The organism is Algimonas arctica (assembly GCF_014652695.1).
GTDB lineage: Bacteria > Pseudomonadota > Alphaproteobacteria > Caulobacterales > Maricaulaceae > Litorimonas > Litorimonas arctica.
In genome coordinates this window covers 344314-362073 of record NZ_BMZH01000001.1, presented here as the reverse complement: position 1 = coordinate 362073, position 17760 = coordinate 344314, and the positions used below count along the sequence as shown (strand labels likewise).

At 54.5% G+C, this 17760-nt stretch carries 14 protein-coding genes; 4 read left to right on the top strand and 10 right to left on the bottom strand.

Annotated elements, in window-relative coordinates; translation table 11 throughout:
- Nucleotides 1–83: 83 nt before the first annotated feature.
- Nucleotides 84–788: a triose-phosphate isomerase gene (gene tpiA, locus IE105_RS01720; RefSeq protein ID WP_189494749.1), complete on the bottom strand. Its 705-nt coding sequence runs from the start codon at nt 786–788 to the stop codon at nt 84–86.
- A 76-nt stretch (nt 789–864) separates the two neighbouring features.
- Here tpiA and IE105_RS01715 point away from each other — a divergent pair, with 76 nt between their 5' ends.
- Nucleotides 865–2805, top strand: a complete 1941-nt coding sequence (locus tag IE105_RS01715; RefSeq protein ID WP_189494746.1) for a peptidylprolyl isomerase — start codon at nt 865–867, stop codon at nt 2803–2805.
- An 18-nt stretch (nt 2806–2823) separates the two neighbouring features.
- Nucleotides 2824–4290, top strand: coding sequence for an anthranilate synthase component I (gene trpE / locus IE105_RS01710; RefSeq protein WP_189494743.1), 1467 nt, complete (start codon nt 2824–2826; stop codon nt 4288–4290).
- An 18-nt stretch (nt 4291–4308) separates the two neighbouring features.
- Here the strand turns inward: trpE and IE105_RS01705 are convergent, their stop codons facing one another.
- From IE105_RS01705 to IE105_RS01690, 4 genes are all read right to left on the bottom strand, one after another.
- Entirely contained in the window at nt 4309–5235 is a 927-nt protein-coding gene (locus IE105_RS01705; RefSeq protein ID WP_189494741.1) for a phytoene/squalene synthase family protein, read from the bottom strand.
- Nucleotides 5236–6573, bottom strand: a complete 1338-nt coding sequence (gene gltX, locus IE105_RS01700) for a glutamate--tRNA ligase (protein WP_189494739.1) — start codon at nt 6571–6573, stop codon at nt 5236–5238.
- A 68-nt stretch (nt 6574–6641) separates the two neighbouring features.
- On the bottom strand, nt 6642–7055 hold the full coding sequence (locus IE105_RS01695; RefSeq protein ID WP_189494737.1) for a VOC family protein: 414 nt from the start codon (nt 7053–7055) through the stop codon (nt 6642–6644).
- Nucleotides 7048–8709 carry an NAD+ synthase gene (locus tag IE105_RS01690; RefSeq protein ID WP_189494735.1) on the bottom strand — a complete coding sequence of 554 codons (1662 nt, stop codon included), beginning with the start codon at nt 8707–8709 and terminating at the stop codon, nt 7048–7050. The genes IE105_RS01695 and IE105_RS01690 overlap by 8 nt, the downstream gene beginning before the upstream one ends.
- A gap of 227 nt (nt 8710–8936) precedes the next feature.
- On the opposite strand from IE105_RS01690, the gene IE105_RS01685 reads away from it, so the two are divergent.
- Nucleotides 8937–10955, top strand: a complete 2019-nt coding sequence (locus IE105_RS01685) for a peroxidase family protein (RefSeq protein ID WP_189494733.1) — start codon at nt 8937–8939, stop codon at nt 10953–10955.
- Between the two features lie 51 nt (nt 10956–11006).
- Here the strand turns inward: IE105_RS01685 and IE105_RS01680 are convergent, their stop codons facing one another.
- Nucleotides 11007–12206 (bottom strand): serine hydrolase domain-containing protein, encoded by a 1200-nt coding sequence (locus IE105_RS01680; RefSeq protein WP_189494732.1) that lies wholly within the window; start codon nt 12204–12206, stop codon nt 11007–11009.
- On the bottom strand, nt 12203–13105 hold the full coding sequence (locus tag IE105_RS01675) for a Gfo/Idh/MocA family protein (protein WP_189494730.1): 903 nt from the start codon (nt 13103–13105) through the stop codon (nt 12203–12205). Before IE105_RS01675 ends, IE105_RS01680 begins: the two co-directional genes overlap by 4 nt.
- Before the next feature lie 248 nt (nt 13106–13353).
- Here IE105_RS01675 and IE105_RS01670 point away from each other — a divergent pair, with 248 nt between their 5' ends.
- On the top strand, nt 13354–13620 hold the full coding sequence (locus IE105_RS01670) for an HU family DNA-binding protein (RefSeq protein ID WP_189494728.1): 267 nt from the start codon (nt 13354–13356) through the stop codon (nt 13618–13620).
- A gap of 96 nt (nt 13621–13716) precedes the next feature.
- Here the strand turns inward: IE105_RS01670 and IE105_RS01665 are convergent, their stop codons facing one another.
- The 3 genes from IE105_RS01665 to IE105_RS01655 form a co-directional block, all read right to left on the bottom strand.
- Nucleotides 13717–15099 carry a class II 3-deoxy-7-phosphoheptulonate synthase gene (locus IE105_RS01665; protein ID WP_189494988.1) on the bottom strand — a complete coding sequence of 461 codons (1383 nt, stop codon included), beginning with the start codon at nt 15097–15099 and terminating at the stop codon, nt 13717–13719.
- A 108-nt stretch (nt 15100–15207) separates the two neighbouring features.
- The gene (locus tag IE105_RS01660) at nt 15208–16371 is read right to left on the bottom strand and encodes an alginate O-acetyltransferase AlgX-related protein (RefSeq protein WP_189494726.1); all 1164 of its coding nucleotides are present in this window, start codon (nt 16369–16371) and stop codon (nt 15208–15210) included.
- Between the two features lies 1 nt (nt 16372).
- The gene (locus tag IE105_RS01655; RefSeq protein WP_189494725.1) at nt 16373–17722 is read right to left on the bottom strand and encodes an MBOAT family O-acyltransferase; all 1350 of its coding nucleotides are present in this window, start codon (nt 17720–17722) and stop codon (nt 16373–16375) included.
- Nucleotides 17723–17760 lie beyond the last annotated feature (38 nt).

Here is a 17760-nt window from a genome sequence, read left to right as displayed (position 1 = left end):
TCAATTGTCGCAAGACATGGCCTATTATGGTTAGCGAGCCGTTAACCTCACTTGCAGCCCCATACCGTCTTCCAATGCAGGCTCTAATGAGCGGCTTGAACGATTGTCGCAAAACTTTCCATCTCTAGGCTAGCACCACCAACTAAAGCCCCGCCCACATTCATAATACCGAGGATTTCTTGTGCATTCGCGGGCTTAACCGAGCCGCCATAAAGAATGCGCGGGGTCTCGCCTACCATGTCGCGAATCGCAGTATGCATCTCTGCAATATCTGTCACAGTCGCTGTTTTGCCCGTACCGATGGCCCATATCGGTTCATAGGCAATATCAAATTCGCCGCCATCCGGAAGACTGGCCTGAAGTTGGGCACCGACAACGGAGACAGCAGAACCGGCTTCACGTTGTGCCAAACTCTCCCCGACACAAATGATCGGACGGAGCCCCTGTTCGATGGCGCGGCCAGCTTTGGCCTTAACGCGCGCATCCGTTTCACCTGCTGCGCGACGCTCAGAATGGCCAAGAATAACGTAACTGGCGCCTATTTCCGCCAGTAATGCGGCATCTGATTCGCCCGTATGCGCACCCGCGCTGAACTCAGAGCAATCCTGCGCACCAATCGCGATGGAGGTCTCGTCCGCTGCGGCCGACAGCGTATCCAGAATCAGGTGCGGCGGGCAGATCAATATCTCGGCGGAGGGAGCGGGCACGAGTTTGGCGAGCTGCCGCACCTTACTCGCCCAATCCGGGTGTCCGTTCATTTTCCAATTGGCCGCGATGAGTTGTTTCATCCGCCTAATTTGGCAAGTTACACGACTGAACGCAACTGCTTGCAGGTCGGGCCGTGTCTGCTACAGGCTGCCCGCTATGGCTGACGACATTTATGACCGCCCTAAGGGCCCCTTCTCTAAAATCCGGACCATCTTGGTCGGGGTCCTTGTGGGGATACTCGTCCTTGCCTTTGCCGTTTGGGGCATTGAGGACGTTTTCTCGCCCAACAGCACAAATGCCGTTGTTAAAGTTGGCGAGGCCGAAGTCAGCCAATCTGAGTTTATGGATAGCTTCAACAATGAAATGCAAAAATTCGCTGAAGAAAATGGCGAAGGGATAACCCCGCAACAAGCTTATGATCGCGGCATCCCCCAGCAGCTCGTCAGTCAATTCACACAACAACTCGCCATTGAAGCCGACGCCGCTGACCTCGGCATTGGCGTGAATAGTCGCGATGTGATGCGTTATGCAGAAAGCATTGAGGCGTTCCGCAACCAAGTCACTCAGGAATTCGACCGCCAAACGCTGCAAACCATTCTTGCCCAAAATAGAATGACGGAAGCAGATTTCGAAAAAGACGTCATCACCGCGTTGACGCAGCAACAGACCCTGCCCGCGATCATGGGCGGTATTGTCGCGCCCAGTGATTACGCACAGCGATATAATACATTCGTCAATGAAATCCGCCGCGCCCGTTTGATCCGCTTTGACTCCTCCGTTTTGGAGACGCAGCCTGAGCCGACAGACGCCGACTTAAAATCTTATATCGCGGCCAACCAAGCGCGCTTTACAGCGCCAGAATATCGACGCTTTCTGATGATCCGAATCGAGCCGTTCGATTTTCGTCAAGATGTTGAAATTACTGAAGAACAATTGCGCGAGCGTTTTGATACTCTGATTGGCGCGGGCGAGCTTGGGGCCGTCGAAACCCGCGATGTCAGCGTCATTTCTGTCGCGACGGAAGATCAAGCCAACAGCGTTGCCGCGCGCCTCTCTACAGGCGAAGATGTCGACACGCTCGTCGCTGAATTGGGATTGCCATCGGCTGACCAATTCAACGGCATCAAAGAAGATGCGCTCATCAATCCCGACAGCTCCACCGCTGCGTTTGAAGCCGCAGAAGGCACAGCCCAAGTCGCCGCGACCGGGTTCGGCACATACGAAGTCGTCTATGTGCGCACCGTAAATCCCGCAGACGTGCCTGATTTTGAATCGATGCGCGAAGAGTTGACGGAAGATGTGATCGAAGGCCAAGCTTTGCGCACAATCAATGATTATGAGCGCGTTGTAGATGACCGGCTCTTAGAGGGGGCTACGATTGAAGAGATCGCAGAAGACCTCAGCGTGCCGCTCTCCTCTTATCCTTATATTGACCGGAACGGCACGACGCAGGACGGCATACGCCTGTCTGGCTTCACCTTGATCCCGGGCATTGCGTCAGATGATAAGCTGTTACAGTCTGTCTTTACGGGCGACATTGGGTTTGAATCAGACATTATCGCCACGTCCAACGGCGGTCTGGCCATCCTACGCGTGACGGATGTCATCGACAGCACGCCCAAGGCGTTTGACGATGTGCGTGAGCAAGCCTCACAATTTTGGAAAGCCGAGCAGGTTGCTGACGCGATGACACAAAAAGGTGTCGCCGTGGCCAAACGTGTGCGCGAGGGCGAAAGCCTAGAGACATTGGCGTCGGAACTTAACGTTCAAATCGAACAAATCGCTCTGCAACGCGCGGCACCGCCTAACAATGTATCGGGGGCCGTTCTCGTTGGCTTACTCGATGGTGACGTCGGTGATGTCGCACGCGGCGTCAGCCGAACCGCAAACGGCTATGAAATTGCTGTTTTGGACACGATTTCTAATGCGGGTGAACGACTCGGCGGACAAATGCTGGATATTATTCGGGGGCAAGTCTCAGAGCAGATCGCTCTGGATATTAGCCGCGCTTATCAGGATGCAATCTTGGCCGATAAACCACAGATGTATTTTGACGATCAAGTCCGTGCCGTGCTCAATCTCGACGCCGCGAACTAGCCTCCTCCGGTCAACAGCATGACCCCGACGTTAGAGCCAACCCGAGAGGCCTTTCGCGCCTCAAAACGCCCCCAACTCGTGTTCGCGCGGGTCATCAATGACATCGACACGCCTGTGTCTGCGTTCATCAAAGCGGCCCTCGGCAAGCCTTACGCGTTCTTGTTTGAGTCCGTGCAGGGCGGTGAACAACGCGGTCGCTTCTCATTTTTTGGCTTCGATCCAGACCTGATCTGGCGCAGCAATGGTGAAGAGGCGTCACTGTCCCGCGATGGGGCGGCTTACATGGCCATGCCTGGACAGCCTCTGAACGCACTCCGCGCCCTGATCGCCGAATGTGCCTTTGATCTACCCGATGATTTGCCGCCGATGACAGCCGGACTATTTGGCTATTTAGGCTATGACATGGTCCGTCATGTGGAAGTCTTAAGTGCGCCGAATCCGGATCCGATTTGCACACCCGACGCAATCATGGTTCGCCCGCGAACTGTCTGTATCTTCGATCAAGTCAAACAAGAGATTATCGTCGCGGCATTGGTCCCGCCCGGCGGCGGATATGATGATGCGGTCGCGCGGATTAACGCGACGATTACAGACCTTGATGGGCCGACCCCAGCCGCTCCCAGCTCGACCGTTAAAATCCCAGAGATCATACCGACACTAGGCACAACGTTGCCGGTCTTTGCCAAGCGGGTCAAAGCGGCACGCGATTACATCCTTGCCGGAGACGTATTTCAAGTCGTGATCGGGCAGCGGCTTTCCGCGCCCATGGTCGCCAGTCCCTTTGCTTTATACCGCGCATTGCGGCGGATGAACCCCTCACCGTTTCTCTATTTCCTCGACTTTGATGATCATCAAATTGTCGGCAGCAGCCCTGAAATTCTTGTGCGCCTGCGCGATGGCATCGTCACCATCAGGCCCATTGCCGGAACCCGTCCGCGCGGGAAGACATCCCTTCAAGACATTGAAAATGAACGAGACCTTTTGGCTGATCCAAAAGAATGCGCGGAACATTTGATGCTGCTTGATCTGGGTCGCAATGATGTTGGCCGTGTCGTGAAACCGGGAACGGTCAAAGTCACAGAACGCTCGATCGTTGAACGCTATAGTCACGTGATGCATATTGTCTCCAATGTGGAGGGGGAAATCCAAGAGGGACTCGACTGCATTGATGCGCTGATGGCGGGGTTCCCCGCGGGGACCGTGTCCGGCGCCCCCAAAGTCCGGGCCATGGAAATCATCGACGAATTGGAAGACGAAAAGCGCGGTATTTATGCGGGCGCGGTTGGCTATATTAGCGCCAATGGCGACATGGACACAGCCATCGCACTGCGAACAGGGATCGTGAAAGACGACACCTTACATGTCCGGGCCGGGGCGGGAATCGTGCTCGATTCAACGCCAGAATATGAATGGGCCGAGACCAAGCACAAGGCGGCGGCCTTGTTCAAAGCCGCCGAACAAAGCGTTCGGTTCGACCGGAATTAAGCTGGAATTGCATTTGTATCAGCGCGGACGCTGGTAAAATCCATCTCTTGGCGTCTCTTCAACGCGCGCACGCAACATGGCCGGACCACCGGCGGCTAAGGCCAATATCATCTTACGCCTGTTACTCGCGCCGACACGCCCGTGCCACGCGTCCGGGCCCTCGCGGCGAAGCACTTCGCCGATTTCACGATAAACACTCAACGCGGCGCTGATTGCCCACGCACACCGAAACGGAAGATCGCGAATCCCCGTCCGAGCTGAGGCATAATACCCCTCCGCCACATCCAGCAAACCAGTGGCCGCGTCATGCGCCGCCGGCCAATTCTGCGGTTGGCTCAATAAATCGGGTTCAATTGGCGCGCCATTGTCCAGTAAAAGGTCTTGCGGCACAAATACGCGGTCCGCTTTGGCATCATCAATGACGTCGCGGGCGATATTGGTCAGTTGGAAAGCGAGGCCCAAGTCACAGGCCCGGTCCAAAGTGGCCTTCTCCCGCACGCCCATAATCATCGCCATCATCACGCCGACGACACCTGCGACATGATAGGAATAATCAAGAATATCACCGACGGTTTGGTAAACGCGTTCGTCCGCATCCATTTCGAATCCTTTGAGGAGCTCAAAGGCGTGGCTGTGCGGGATCGCATTGCGCTCCATAACCTTCGCCAGACCCTGAAAAATAGGATCTGTGGCCTCACCGGCGAGCGCGTCTGCCGTCTGGGCGTGCAAAACTCTGAGGCGCTCGCCCTGCCCCTCGCGGTAATCAAGGGTCTGACCATGCCCCATGTCCTGCCCGTCAATCACATCGTCGCAATAACGACACCACGCATAAAGCATGGACGCATCATCCCGAATTCGGGGGGGGAGAACCTTTGACGCCAGCGCAAAGCTTTTGCTGCCGGCTTTAATTGAGGCGCGACCTTGCTGCGCCAGAGCGTCAGCCATCTAGGCGATTTGCCCACGCAGTCGCGCCCGTGCTTTATCCGCGCCCATGAGGGTCAATAGCGGCCCCATTTGCGGACCATTGTTGCGGCCTGTGAGGGCCTTACGCAATGGCATGAACAGCCCTTTGCCCTTCCGGTCCGTATGGTCTTTGAGCTTTCTAATAAGCTCGGACCAATCGGCCTCATCGTCCATGAGTTCCGCAGCCGTATCGCAAAACGCTTTGTCATCCGCGTCAATCACGCCCGCCATGGGCGCATAAAGCGTCGCATTCCACCCGGCCGCGTCATCGACGACTTCAATATTGTCCCGAATAGCCAGCCAGAACGCTTCGTCGCCATGAACGCCGAGCGTATCGAGCCGATCTTTGACCACAGTATAAGGCGTTTCGTGCAAAATCTTGGCGTTCAAGGCCCGCAACTCAACATCGTCGAATCGCGCTGGCGCTCGGCCAATTTTTTCGAATGAAAATTCTTCTGCCAGTTCTTTTAACGCGAACCGTTCTTCGACCGGATCGGATGTTCCGATTTTGGCCAAAAGAGAGAGGATCGCCATCGGCTCATAACCCTCTTCGCGCAGTTTTTTCATGGAGAGAGAAAGGTCCTCGAATCGTTTGGACAGTTTCCCGCCATCGCGATCCACCAGCAAAGGCGTATGGGCGAAAATTAATTCTGTTCCACCCAGCGCACGGAAAATTTCGATCTGCGCGCCAGAATTGGTGACATGGTCCTCGCCGCGAATGACGTGGGTAATCTTGGCATCAATATCATCGACAACGCTCGGAAGCGTATAAAGAAACGTGCCGTCGCCCCGGATCAGAACCGGATCGGAAATGCTGCTCGTCTCAATGGATTGCTCACCCCGAACGAGGTCGACCCAACTGACCGAATTGCCAGACAGTTTAAACCGCCAATGCGGCTGACGACCTTCGGCTTCATAAGCAGCCTTTTGATCCGCTGTCAGTTCAAGCGCGCGACGGTCATAGATCGGTGGTTTGCCTTGAACGCCTTGTAATTTACGCTGGCGATCCAGCTCTTCCGCCGTATCGTAAGCCGGATAGAGAAAGCCTAATTCTTTAAGCTTTTCAGCCGCTTCTTCGTAAAGGTTGAAGCGCTTTGACTGACTGAATGTCTCTTGCCAATGCAGGCCAAGCCAATTCAGATCGTCACGGATAGCATCTTCGTTTTCTTGTGTTCCGCGGGCCACATCTGTATCGTCAATTCGCAGAATGAAGACGCCACCTGTACTTTTGGCGTGCAGCACATTCATCAGCGCTGTGCGGACATTACCGACATGGAGTTTACCAGTTGGACTGGGAGCGAAGCGGACACGTGTAGACATGCCCGCGCTATAGGGCGGCCCGCTTGCCGTGAACAGTGGGCGATGGCATTTAATCGCGCGTCAGGGGATCAGGACGGCGGGCCGAGCAAATCCCATAAATTGCCAAACGGATCACGGAAAACACAAACTTGCCCATAGGCTTCGTTGCGCACGGCTTCCTGAAAGTCGAGGCCGAGTGCCTTGAGCCGATCATATTCCGCCGAGAAGTCCTCGGCATACAGGAAAAACCCGACCTTACCACCGGTCTGTGACCCAATGGCATTCGTTTGGCGCTCTGTTGACGGGACGACGAGTAGAATTTCGCCTCCCCCCGCAGGGCCCACCACACGGACCCATCGCTTCGTCTCGCTCTGTTTCGTATTTTCAATCAGCGTAAACCCAAGGACATCGATGAAAAAGTCGATCCCGGCCTCGTATGTCGGCACTAAAAAGCTGAAAAATTGAAGTTTTAGCCCGGATTTTCTGCCTGACGGGTCAGTCATCAAAGCGATCTCGATAGCGGTTGGTGATTGGATAACGGCGGTCACGGCCAAAGTTTTTTGTGCCGATTTTCACGCCGGGCGGGGCTTGGCGGCGTTTATATTCTGCGATGTAAACCAAGCGTTGGATCCGCATTACGTCGTCCCTAGAATGACCTCGCGCGACAATCGCCTCAACAGGCAGCTCCTGTTCGATCAACCCCATCAGGATGTCGTCGAGCACGGGATAGTCCGGCAAGCTGTCGCTATCTTTTTGATCCTCGCGCAATTCAGCCGACGGGGGCTTGGTGATGATACGTTGCGGGATCGGTGAGTTTCCCCCCAACAAATCCTCCGGCCTATGGTCATTACGCCAGTTACAGAGGTCGAAAACCTCAGTCTTATAAAGGTCTTTGATCGGATTAAAGCCGCCGGCCATATCGCCATAAATTGTCGCATAACCCACGGCCATTTCGCTTTTATTGCCCGTCGTGACGAGCATCGGTCCAAATTTATTGGACAGCGCCATCAAGGTCAGGCCGCGCACCCGCGACTGAATATTCTCCTCTGTCGTATCCGCTTGAAGCCCGTCAAAGAGCGGCGCCAACATGTCAGCAAAGGCATCGCGCGCCGGCGCGATGGCAATGATATCGTAGCGTACCTCCAATGCCTCCGCGCAAAGCTTCGCATCTTCCAAACTATCGGACGAAGTATATTCACTTGGCATCATCACGCACCAGACCCGGTCCGGGCCGAGCGCATCAGCCGCAATGGCCGCGCAAATGGCGCTATCGATGCCGCCGGATAGTCCCAATATGATTTGCTTGAACCCGTTCTTGTTCACATAATCGCCGAGCCCTAAACAGCAGGCGCGCCAGTCGGCCTCAAGCCCTGACAGATGCGTTTCGATTTTCGCCGTTACACAGGTCCAGGTGCCGTCAATTTTCTTCCAATCGGCGACATCATAGTCTTCAACGAAGCTTTTGAGCGATTGCACGATGGTGCCGTCCGCCGCCATCGACCAGCTGGACCCATCAAAAACAAGTTCATCCTGCCCGCCGATCTGGTTGACATAAACCAGCGGCAGACCCTCGTTGAACACCTTTTCGCCCAGTGCCGCTGTGCGTTCCGCATGCGCCGTTCGGCGCCACGGCGAACCATTGGGCGACAGCATAATTTCTGCGCCTTGATCCCCTAAATAGTCAGCCACGCCCGGCTGCCACAAATCTTCGCAGATCGGCAGGCCAATCGTCACGCCTTTAAACACGATGGGGTCAGGTAAGGGTCCGCGCGAAAACACGCGTGCCTCATCAAAGACACCATAGTTCGGCAGATGATGCTTCAGCCGTACATGTTTAATTTCGCCCTCTTCTAACCAGAGCGCCGCGTTATAGAGCTTGTCATCCATCCGCCACGGCGTTGTGAGCAAAATCGTCGGGCCATCAACTGTTTTAGCCGCCAATCGTTGGCAGGCTCTGCGGCAATCTTCAATCACCGTGGGACGCAAAACGAGGTCTTCAGGCGGATACCCAATGATCATCAATTCCGGGAAAATCGCTATGTCTGCGCCATCCGACTTCGCGCGCGCATAGCCAGTCTCAATCATGGCTTCATTGCCCCAAATATCCCCGACGACAGGGTTGAGTTGGCAAGAAGCAATACGGAGGGTCGCGGTCATGGGTCCGTTCTAGTCCGGTGCCTGACCCATTCCAAGAGCGGTGTACCTGCTTGAGGATAAATTCGTTCAGTCCTGACGGAAACCACGAGAACGACGGCACAACCTGACGAAATATCCATTTGTAATAAAGTGTATCAGGACCCCCATTATGGCCTCCCCGTCATGATTCCGTAAGGTTTTGGGCAAAACCCAACCGTTAGCGATAGCGTCTCACGAGAGACCTATCCATGAAACAGTACCTTTCAAATTGCGCCATTATTGCCACCACCGCGTTTCTCGCAAGTTGCGGTGGGGATGATAGTTCTGACACCACCTCCAAAACAGCCGTCACATTCCCGCTCTTACTAACCGTCAACGCGGCGCACACAGCACTGGAAAGGTCGACGCTCACTGTGTCCGGGACCGTGACCAATGGGTCTGGCATCACGGTAGAATGGTCACAACTCTCCGGACCAATGGTTCGGTTCGACAATGCGGCGGCACTTCGGACAGAGATTATGCTGCCAAGTGTGCGCAACGATGCCGAAGTGACACTGCTATTCTTTGCCGAAGATAGTTTAGGCCAGACAGCCGCACAGCCAGTCAGCTTCACCATCATCGACGAAGCAAACGGACCTGTCGGCCCGTCACCACAGGGCATTCCAGATAACGGGCGGGATCGTCGCCGCAATGCGCGAAATGATCGGGACGCACGGCGCATGTTCGATAGCCGTGAAGTTCGGACCTATGACGGAACTAGCAATAATATCGCGAACCCCGATTGGGGCGGAACCTTCATTCATCTACAACGCCTCGCGCCAAGTGCCTATAGTGACGGCGTCAGTTCTCTGGCGGGCAGTGCGCGCGTGAGCGCGCGCGTCGTCTCAAACGCCGTCGTCAATCAGAATGCTGGAGAAACCCTGCCAAATACACGCTCTGGCAGTGATTTCATCTGGCAATGGGGACAATTCCTCGATCACGATATGGACCTCACCGACGGTGCGGAAGAAGCGGCCAACATCGCTATTCCTAGCGGGGACATATACTTTGACCCGGATGGGACGGGCACAGTCGAGATGGGGTTTAACCGGGCTCTTTACGATCCGGATACGGGCATCACCGCGGCCATGCCACGTGAGCAAGAAAATGAGATTACGAGCTGGATTGATGGGTCCATGATTTATGGGTCAGACAACACCCGCAATGCCGCGCTCCGTGCTGGAACGAACAGTCCTTACATGAAAACGAGTGACGGCAACCTGCTGCCTTTTAACGAGGACTCACTCACCAATGCGATTGGCTTCATTTCTGATCCGACACAGCTGTTTTTGGCCGGGGATATCCGCGTCAATGAGCAACTCGCCCTCGCCGCGATGCACACATTGTGGGTCCGAGAGCATAATCGACTAGCGGCGCAATTAGAGCAAGATTTCCCCGAGAATACGGCAGATGAAATTTTCGAACTGACCCGACGGCTCGTGATCGCAAAACTGCAGATCATTACGGTCGAAGAATGGCTCCCTGCCTTTCTCGGTCCAAACGCCCTACCCGCCTATAGCGGTTATGACGCGACGCTTGATCCCAGCATCTATAACGCATTCAGCGCTGCCGCGTTTCGGCTCGGTCACTCTATGCTGAATGACCAATTGCTCCGCTTGGACGCCAATGGCGATGAAATTAGCGATGGGCATGTCGACCTCGCGTCTGCCTTCTTCACGGCCCCTATGTTGCTAACATCGGAAACTTCGCTGGATCCGATTATCCGAGGCTTGGCAGCACAGAAGCACCAAACCGTGGATGCTAAAGTTACAAATGCCTTGCGTAATTTCCTATTCGGCGCGCCGGGCGATGGCGGGCTCGACTTGCCAAGCTTGAATATTCAACGCGGTCGTGATCATGGTCTACCGGACTATAATACCGTTCGGGTGGCAATGGGGCTGCCGCGTCTGGTCAGTTTTGACGCGATTTCATCTGATGCAACAACCGTTGCGGCTCTATCGGCCAGTTATGTATCCGTCGATGACATTGATCTTTGGATTGGCGGATTGTCAGAAGACGCCATTACGGGATCACACCTAGGCCCTCTGTTCCATGCGATCATCACGCGGCAGTTTACAGACCTCCGCGATGGAGACCGATTTTGGTATCAGAATGATCTGACCGCGCCGGAAATTGATCGCGTGCGTGGCACCACCCTCGCCCGTGTTATTCGAGCCAACACCTCAATCGGCGATGAGCTACAGGACAATGTATTCATCGTCCCGTAAGTCAGATTTGCGCGATCAACGTTTGAACCGGCCCACTCATCGAGGTCGGTTTTATTTTGCCAGCTGCGCCGCTAAACTGCGCATCAATTCGATGTTCTTATTCATAGAATGGGTGCCGACTTCATCCGCGAACATAAACTCACGATCCGCCGCATTCTTTGCGATCACAATGTTCGTCTTCGGATCAATGTAGATATATTGGCCGTAAATACCGACGGCGAAATAGTCTTGATCGGCGGGCATAGGCACCCACCATTGATAACCATAACCGACACCGCGGTCTGACATGGCCGGTGCGGAATGAACGGTGGATTGCGCGACCCAATCAGCCGGAATGAGCTGTTCGCCCTTCCACTCGCCCTTTTGCAAGAAGAGTTGCCCGAATTTCGCGTAATCCCGTGTCGTCAGGTTGAGACCGCCGAGCGCAAAAGCGACGTCTTTACCATCGACCAGATAATAAGGTTTTTGACGAAAGCCGAGTGGGCTGTAGGTTTCTTCCCACAGATCATGCACGGTCCGGCCCGTCGCATTGCGCAAGGCCCACGCCGCAACATGGGTATCCATCGACACATATTGCCAATTCGATCCCGGCTCAAACTGTCGATCCATCAAGGTTGCCGTATATTTATCCAGGGATCCGCCGAGCGCTATCGTCCGGCCCATTTTATTGATGTCGGACTTTTGGTCCAAATAGTCTTCATTATAGCGGATGCCGCTGCTCATATTCAGGATATTGCGGAGGGATGCCCCTTCATAGGCCGTCCCTTTTAACTCTGGAATATAGGTCGTAACCTCATCGTCTAGGCTCGTAATATCTCCCTCGGCCAAGGCTTTGCCATAGAGACCCGACATAAAGGACTTCGCAACCGACCAGCTAATGCGGCGATCATCCGGACCCGTACCCAGATAGTAGCGTTCGTGAATAATTTGGCCGTCCCGCACGATAACGAGCGCAGTTGTATCCAGCTCTTCGAGCACATCCGCTAACGGGCGTTCAGTTCCCGCAATATCAACCGTGTCAGGAATAGGCTCTTCATTGACGATCCAATCGTCAGACACAGGAACATTGAGCGGATGGACCAGAAATCCCCGATCCATATTGGAGAAATTATCGACGATCTTGTCAGCATCGAACATGGTGTTGACGGCCGACAGGCGTTTGATCTCGTCGCCCTTTGTTACGAACAGCCCCACACCGAGGAGCAGCACAGCCCCGACAATGATCAGGATGAGTTTCAAAAAACGGTTCATAATGTCCCCTCAATCTGCGCGGCGACTTTAACGGCGGCGAGCCCATCGCCTCCTGTGGCCAATGGACGTGTCCCGTCAAGGCAGGCGCGAACAAAACAATCGAAAGCCGCGGCGAGATTGTCCTGAACATGCGGGCGCGAACCAAACTCTGCATCCAGCGTGAAGGGCGTGTCGTGGCGCAGTGTTTTCTGCCCAAAATCAATCTCGATTGTGCCTTCGGCGTAGCGTAAAACCCAGCGCCGGTCGAGGTCTGCGTCACGCGACGCAGACAGATAGGCCGTCATTTCACCAAATCCGGCTTCGGCACGGACAACGTCCAATTCATCTGAATAGACGCGCTTGCCCATCTCCGTGTTGATCCAGTCCGGTTCACCATAGAGCGCATTGAGCAAATCAAGATCATGGACCATCAAGTCCATCACGACACTTGCATCAAGGTTACGAGTCGCGCGGGGGGTATGTCGAATAATATCAATTTGGATTGGACGCGCTTTGATCGCGTGAAGACCAATTACTTGCGTGACAATCCGTTCCTGATGCCCAACTTGCAGAACGCGGTGCGCTTTTTCCGCGCCCTTCACGATCTGTGTGGCCGTCTCAACCGAACTGGCTAGCGGCTTTTCAACTAACAAATGACAGTCATGATCAAGGCCCATCAATGCCGCTTCCGTATGAAAGCTCGCGGGAATAGCAATGATTAAGGCATCGGATATCTTAGCCAGCTCGACGACATCCGTGAACGCTGACGTGTTAAATTTTTCTGCAAGGGCCACGGCTGAGGCTTCATGTCGATCATATATACCGCTCAATATGGCGCGATCATGCGCGAAGACTTTCCCCGCATGGTAGCCCGCAAAGACTCCAGCACCGACGACTCCGACCTTCAATTGACTGCTCATGCGCCCGTCTTAGGGACGGGGGATGACAGAACAAGAACAGTTTTCGTCAGACGAACGATTCGGGTCATTTCACGTGATTCTGCTTCCAAATCCGGGGCGAGAGTAGGTTTGATAGGGTAATATCAGCTTATACAGCTGAAAAACCCAGCTTTTGCGGGCATTTTCGTGACACGCGCGAGGAATCGAGTAGAAACAACACAACACTCTCGGCACGTCGCCGCAGAGTAATCCATCGAAGGAGCTCCCCGATGAATAAAAAAGATCTCGTCGCCAAACTAGCCGACCATTGCGACACGAGCCAATCCTCTGCAGGCGATATGCTCAACGGCACTCTGGAAATCATCACAGCTGAACTCAAAGCCGGCAACGAAGTCAACTTGCCTGGCTTCGGCAAGTTCATTGCCAAGCACCGCCCGTCACGCAAAATGCGCAACCCGCAAACTGGCGCTGAAATGATGAGCAAGGCGAAGACCTCGGCTCAGTTCAAGCCAAGTGTTGGCCTGAAAGACCTCTAGGTCTCTTCTACACTTTAGAATTTAAGCCTCGGCCATTCGCCGGGGCTTTTTTTATGCCGCCATTATGACGCGACCCACGCATTGGCGTGAGCCGTTTTAAACGGCTAATTTTGCGGCGTCGGCTTTACGGTATCCGTTCAATTCCTCGGCAATCAAAAACGCCAACTCGAGCGCTTGATCGGCGTTGAGGCGGGGGTCACAATGGGTGTGATAGCGTGATGACAAGTCTTCCTCGCGTACAACGCGCGCAGAGCCGCCCACACATTCCGTCACATTCTGACCCGTCATTTCAAAATGCACGCCACCGGGCCAGCAGCCCTCACTATGCAGCACCTGCATAAAGGTGCGCACTTCGCTCATAATGTGATCAACAGGGCGCGTCTTATAGCCGGAAGCTGTCTTGACCGTATTGCCATGCATCGGATCGCAGGACCAAACGACATGTTTGCCCGCTGATTTGATGGCGCGCGCCAGAGTCGGCAGACCTTTGGCAACTTTGTCATGCCCATAGCGACAAATCAGGGTTAGGCGCCCCGGTTCATTATCAGGGTTCAACACATCCGTGAGCCGTAGGAGCTCATCCGGGTCCAAACCCTCGCCGACTTTCATCGCGATGGGGTTTTCGATTCCGCGGAAAAATTCGACATGGGCATGGTCAAGTTGACGCGTGCGGTTCCCAATCCAGAGCATATGCGCGGACGTGTCATACCACCGGCCCGTCGTACTATCGATCCGGGTCATCGCCTCCTCATAGCCCAACAGGAGCCCTTCATGAGAGGTATAGTAATCCGTCGCCGCCATTTGTGGCGTCGATTGTGGGGTCACGCCACATGCTTCCATAAAATCTAGCGCGTCGCTGATCGTATCGCATAATTCTTCATAGCGCTGACTGACCGCTGTGTTGGACACGAATCCCAAAGTCCATTTGTGGATATTGCGAAGATTGGCATAGCCGCCTGACGAAAAGGCGCGCAGTAAATTCTGGGTGGACGCCGATTGGCCATAGGCTTTGAGCAGGCGTTCTGGATCCGGAATGCGCGACTCCGGGTTGAAATCCATGCCATTAATATTATCGCCGCGATAACTCGGCAATGTGATCCCGTCGCGCACTTCAATCGGCGAACTCCGCGGTTTACCGAATTGCCCGGCAATCCGACCAACTTTAACGACAGGCTGCCCCCCGCCATACGTCAACACGACGGCCATCTGCATCATGATTCGGAACATATCGCGCAAGTTGTCAGGATGAAATTCCTTGAAACTTTCGGCGCAATCACCGCCTTGGAGTAGGAACGCTTTGCCCATGGACACATCCGCGAGACGAGCTTTTAGACGACGCGCCTCCCCCGCGAAAACAAGTGGCGGGTATCCCCCCAATGTTTTCTCCACCGCGTTGAGCGCGTCAACGTCCGGATAATCATTTGGAATGTGCAAAGCGGGCTTTGTGCGCCAGCTGGACGGGGTCCATTTTTGCATGATGCGGTGTCCTGTCATATCTCGGCGCATCCTTGTGCCGCACCGAAGCGCGTCCCTAGCAATATTTTGCGTGTATCGACAAGAATGGATGGCTGTCGATTACAGGTGTGTTTAGGGCGTTGTCGTCTCAGTTTGGATTGGGGCGACCAATGGGGCGAATGGTCGGTCTTTGCTCACAGCCTGACGTTCCGCTGTCACAAACAAAACCGCATCAGGCTTATAACTAAGCACCTCAGCCAACGCGACATTCCGGAAATGCGCACCGTGGTGAATACGGATAATCTCGGAATAGCTCGGACGAAAGTGGCCCACCATCGCATCCCCAAAACTATCACCAACAATCAGCAACGTTCCTTGGGGCGCATTATCCGTGCCCAAAATCCGTATCGTCGAAAATTGTCCCGGGTCAGGCGTGCCGTCATCCAACAGGGTGAGCGATGTTCGGAACCCCGGCTTCGTCGGTGGATAATTGATCATGACGTGCGTGGGTTCCTGCGAGGTCTCCCGGCCTGACATGGCTTCTAGATCAAGCACACGGTTTGCAATCTGCGGCACAGGGGCGTCGGGCAAAAATCGAGGACGAACAAATAACGGATCAATCACATCCAGAACCGCCATGGCGACATCATAGGTTCCGTCTGATGTCCAATGGGTGTCCCCAAGATAGAAAGTTTGTTTACCGCGCGCCTTAGCCGATTGCACGAGAGGCTCCACATCAATCAACCCAGTTCGCGCGACATCAGGATGATTATGAAGGGCGGTTCTGAGACGGCGTTCGCCCTCTTGCCACTCTTGTGGTGTTTTCTCTGGATAAACGCGCGCCTTATCGACGGCAATAAACGCTGCGAAAGGAATATCCTTTTCGGCAAGTGCCGTTTTGACTTCTGATAAGGAGTCGATCCACGCTTGCACATGATCTGCGTCCCAGCGCCCATAGCCTTCAAACTCATCTTGATAGGACGCACTGCCTAAGAAAAGCCACCCGTCCTGTCCGACGGCAACTTGCGGCGGGTTTTCCCCCAAATTGTCGCGAATTTTGCGTGCGACCCGAATCAAGAGCATCCGAAAGCCGAAATTATCTTCAAGAAACACATCGAATTCAGATGTGAAACTCCGCGCACTGCCTTGAAAGGACGGAATTTTTGCTAGCACGCGCTGCTCTGTCGCGCTGATACCATCATACCCCCGCACCGCGTTGACCGCAAAGCCCAACGCCGGGGTTAAGAAGGCGATTAACAAGCCCGTCATGGCAATATTTCTGATCCAACGTTCCATCTTAGAACCGGAAATAGAGGAAAGGTTGATGGGTCGTCGAGGCGACAGCGGCAAAACAAAATAGGGTGAGCACGCCAATCATACCCCATTGAACCGCGGCCCCAATCGGCGCAGGCGTCGGGAGGCGTGCGCCAAGTTTTTTCCAGCCATCCCAGGCAAAGAGCCCGCCAATAATCATCGCGTAAACTGAGGTGGACGGGACATCGATCATCACATCACCGCCGGGTAGAAGCGCGCGCCAATAGGCAACCGCATGAGACAGACTGTCGGCCCGGAACAAAACCCACCCGAGCGCGACGAAAAAGACCGTATAGGCGACGCCGATAATCCGCGGGACTTTTGGCAGATTTAACCTTTCGGCCAAACGCTCACCAATCAGGAAGAGGCCATGCCACAGGCCCCACAATAAAAACGTCCACGCTGCGCCGTGCCAAAGGCCGCAGAGGACAAAGACGATCAACAGATTACGGTAGGTTCTCCATTCTCCCGTTTTTGATCCCCCCAGAGGGATATAGAGATAGTCTCGAAACCAGCGAGACAGGGTCATGTGCCAGCGCCGCCAAAACTCGCGGAATGACGCGGCACTATACGGATGTTCAAAGTTACGGGGCAGTTCGAACCCAAAGACACGGCCCAGCCCAATCGCCATGTTCGAATACCCGGCAAAATCATAATAGATTTGCAGCGTAAAGGCGGCCAGTCCGAGCCAAGCGGCCCCCGGGGCTAAATTTGCTGCATCCGCGCCAAAGGCCGCATCCGCAATTCTCGCGACGCTGTCCGCAATAAGCACCTTCTGCGCCAAACCCAGCATGAACAAGCGTGTGCCGTCACAAAACCGGTCCCACGTTTCATTTCGCTGTACGATTTGATTACGAATTTCATCCCAGCGAACAATCGGCCCGGCGATCAATTGTGGGAACATGCTGATATAGAGCCCCGTACGGAGCGGATTGCGGGCCGGTTTTGACCCGCGCGCCACATCGACGAGCAAACTCATCGCTTGGAAGGTGAAAAAGGAAATGCCGAGGGGAAGTCGCGGCTCCATACGCGCAAGTCCCAGTGATTCTGTAATCAGGCCCATATATTTGAACGCGATCAGCAGGCCAAGATTGGCCACGATCCCAATCGCGAGCCACGGATTGCGGTTCTTCGCGATCTTGTGCGAGAACTCATGGTTCATCACGATGGAGATCAACAGGAGCGCCAGCCCCATCCCCTCTCCCCAGGCATAAAAGAACAAACTCGCCGCAAGCAACAGCACGTTGCGCGCGCCGCGTCCGCGCAGCATGAAATATAGCGCGACGACAATCGGCAGGTAGAAAAACAAAAATGTGACAGATGCGAAATTCATATCAAACTAGACTGCGCATAACAGCCGCACCGCACGGA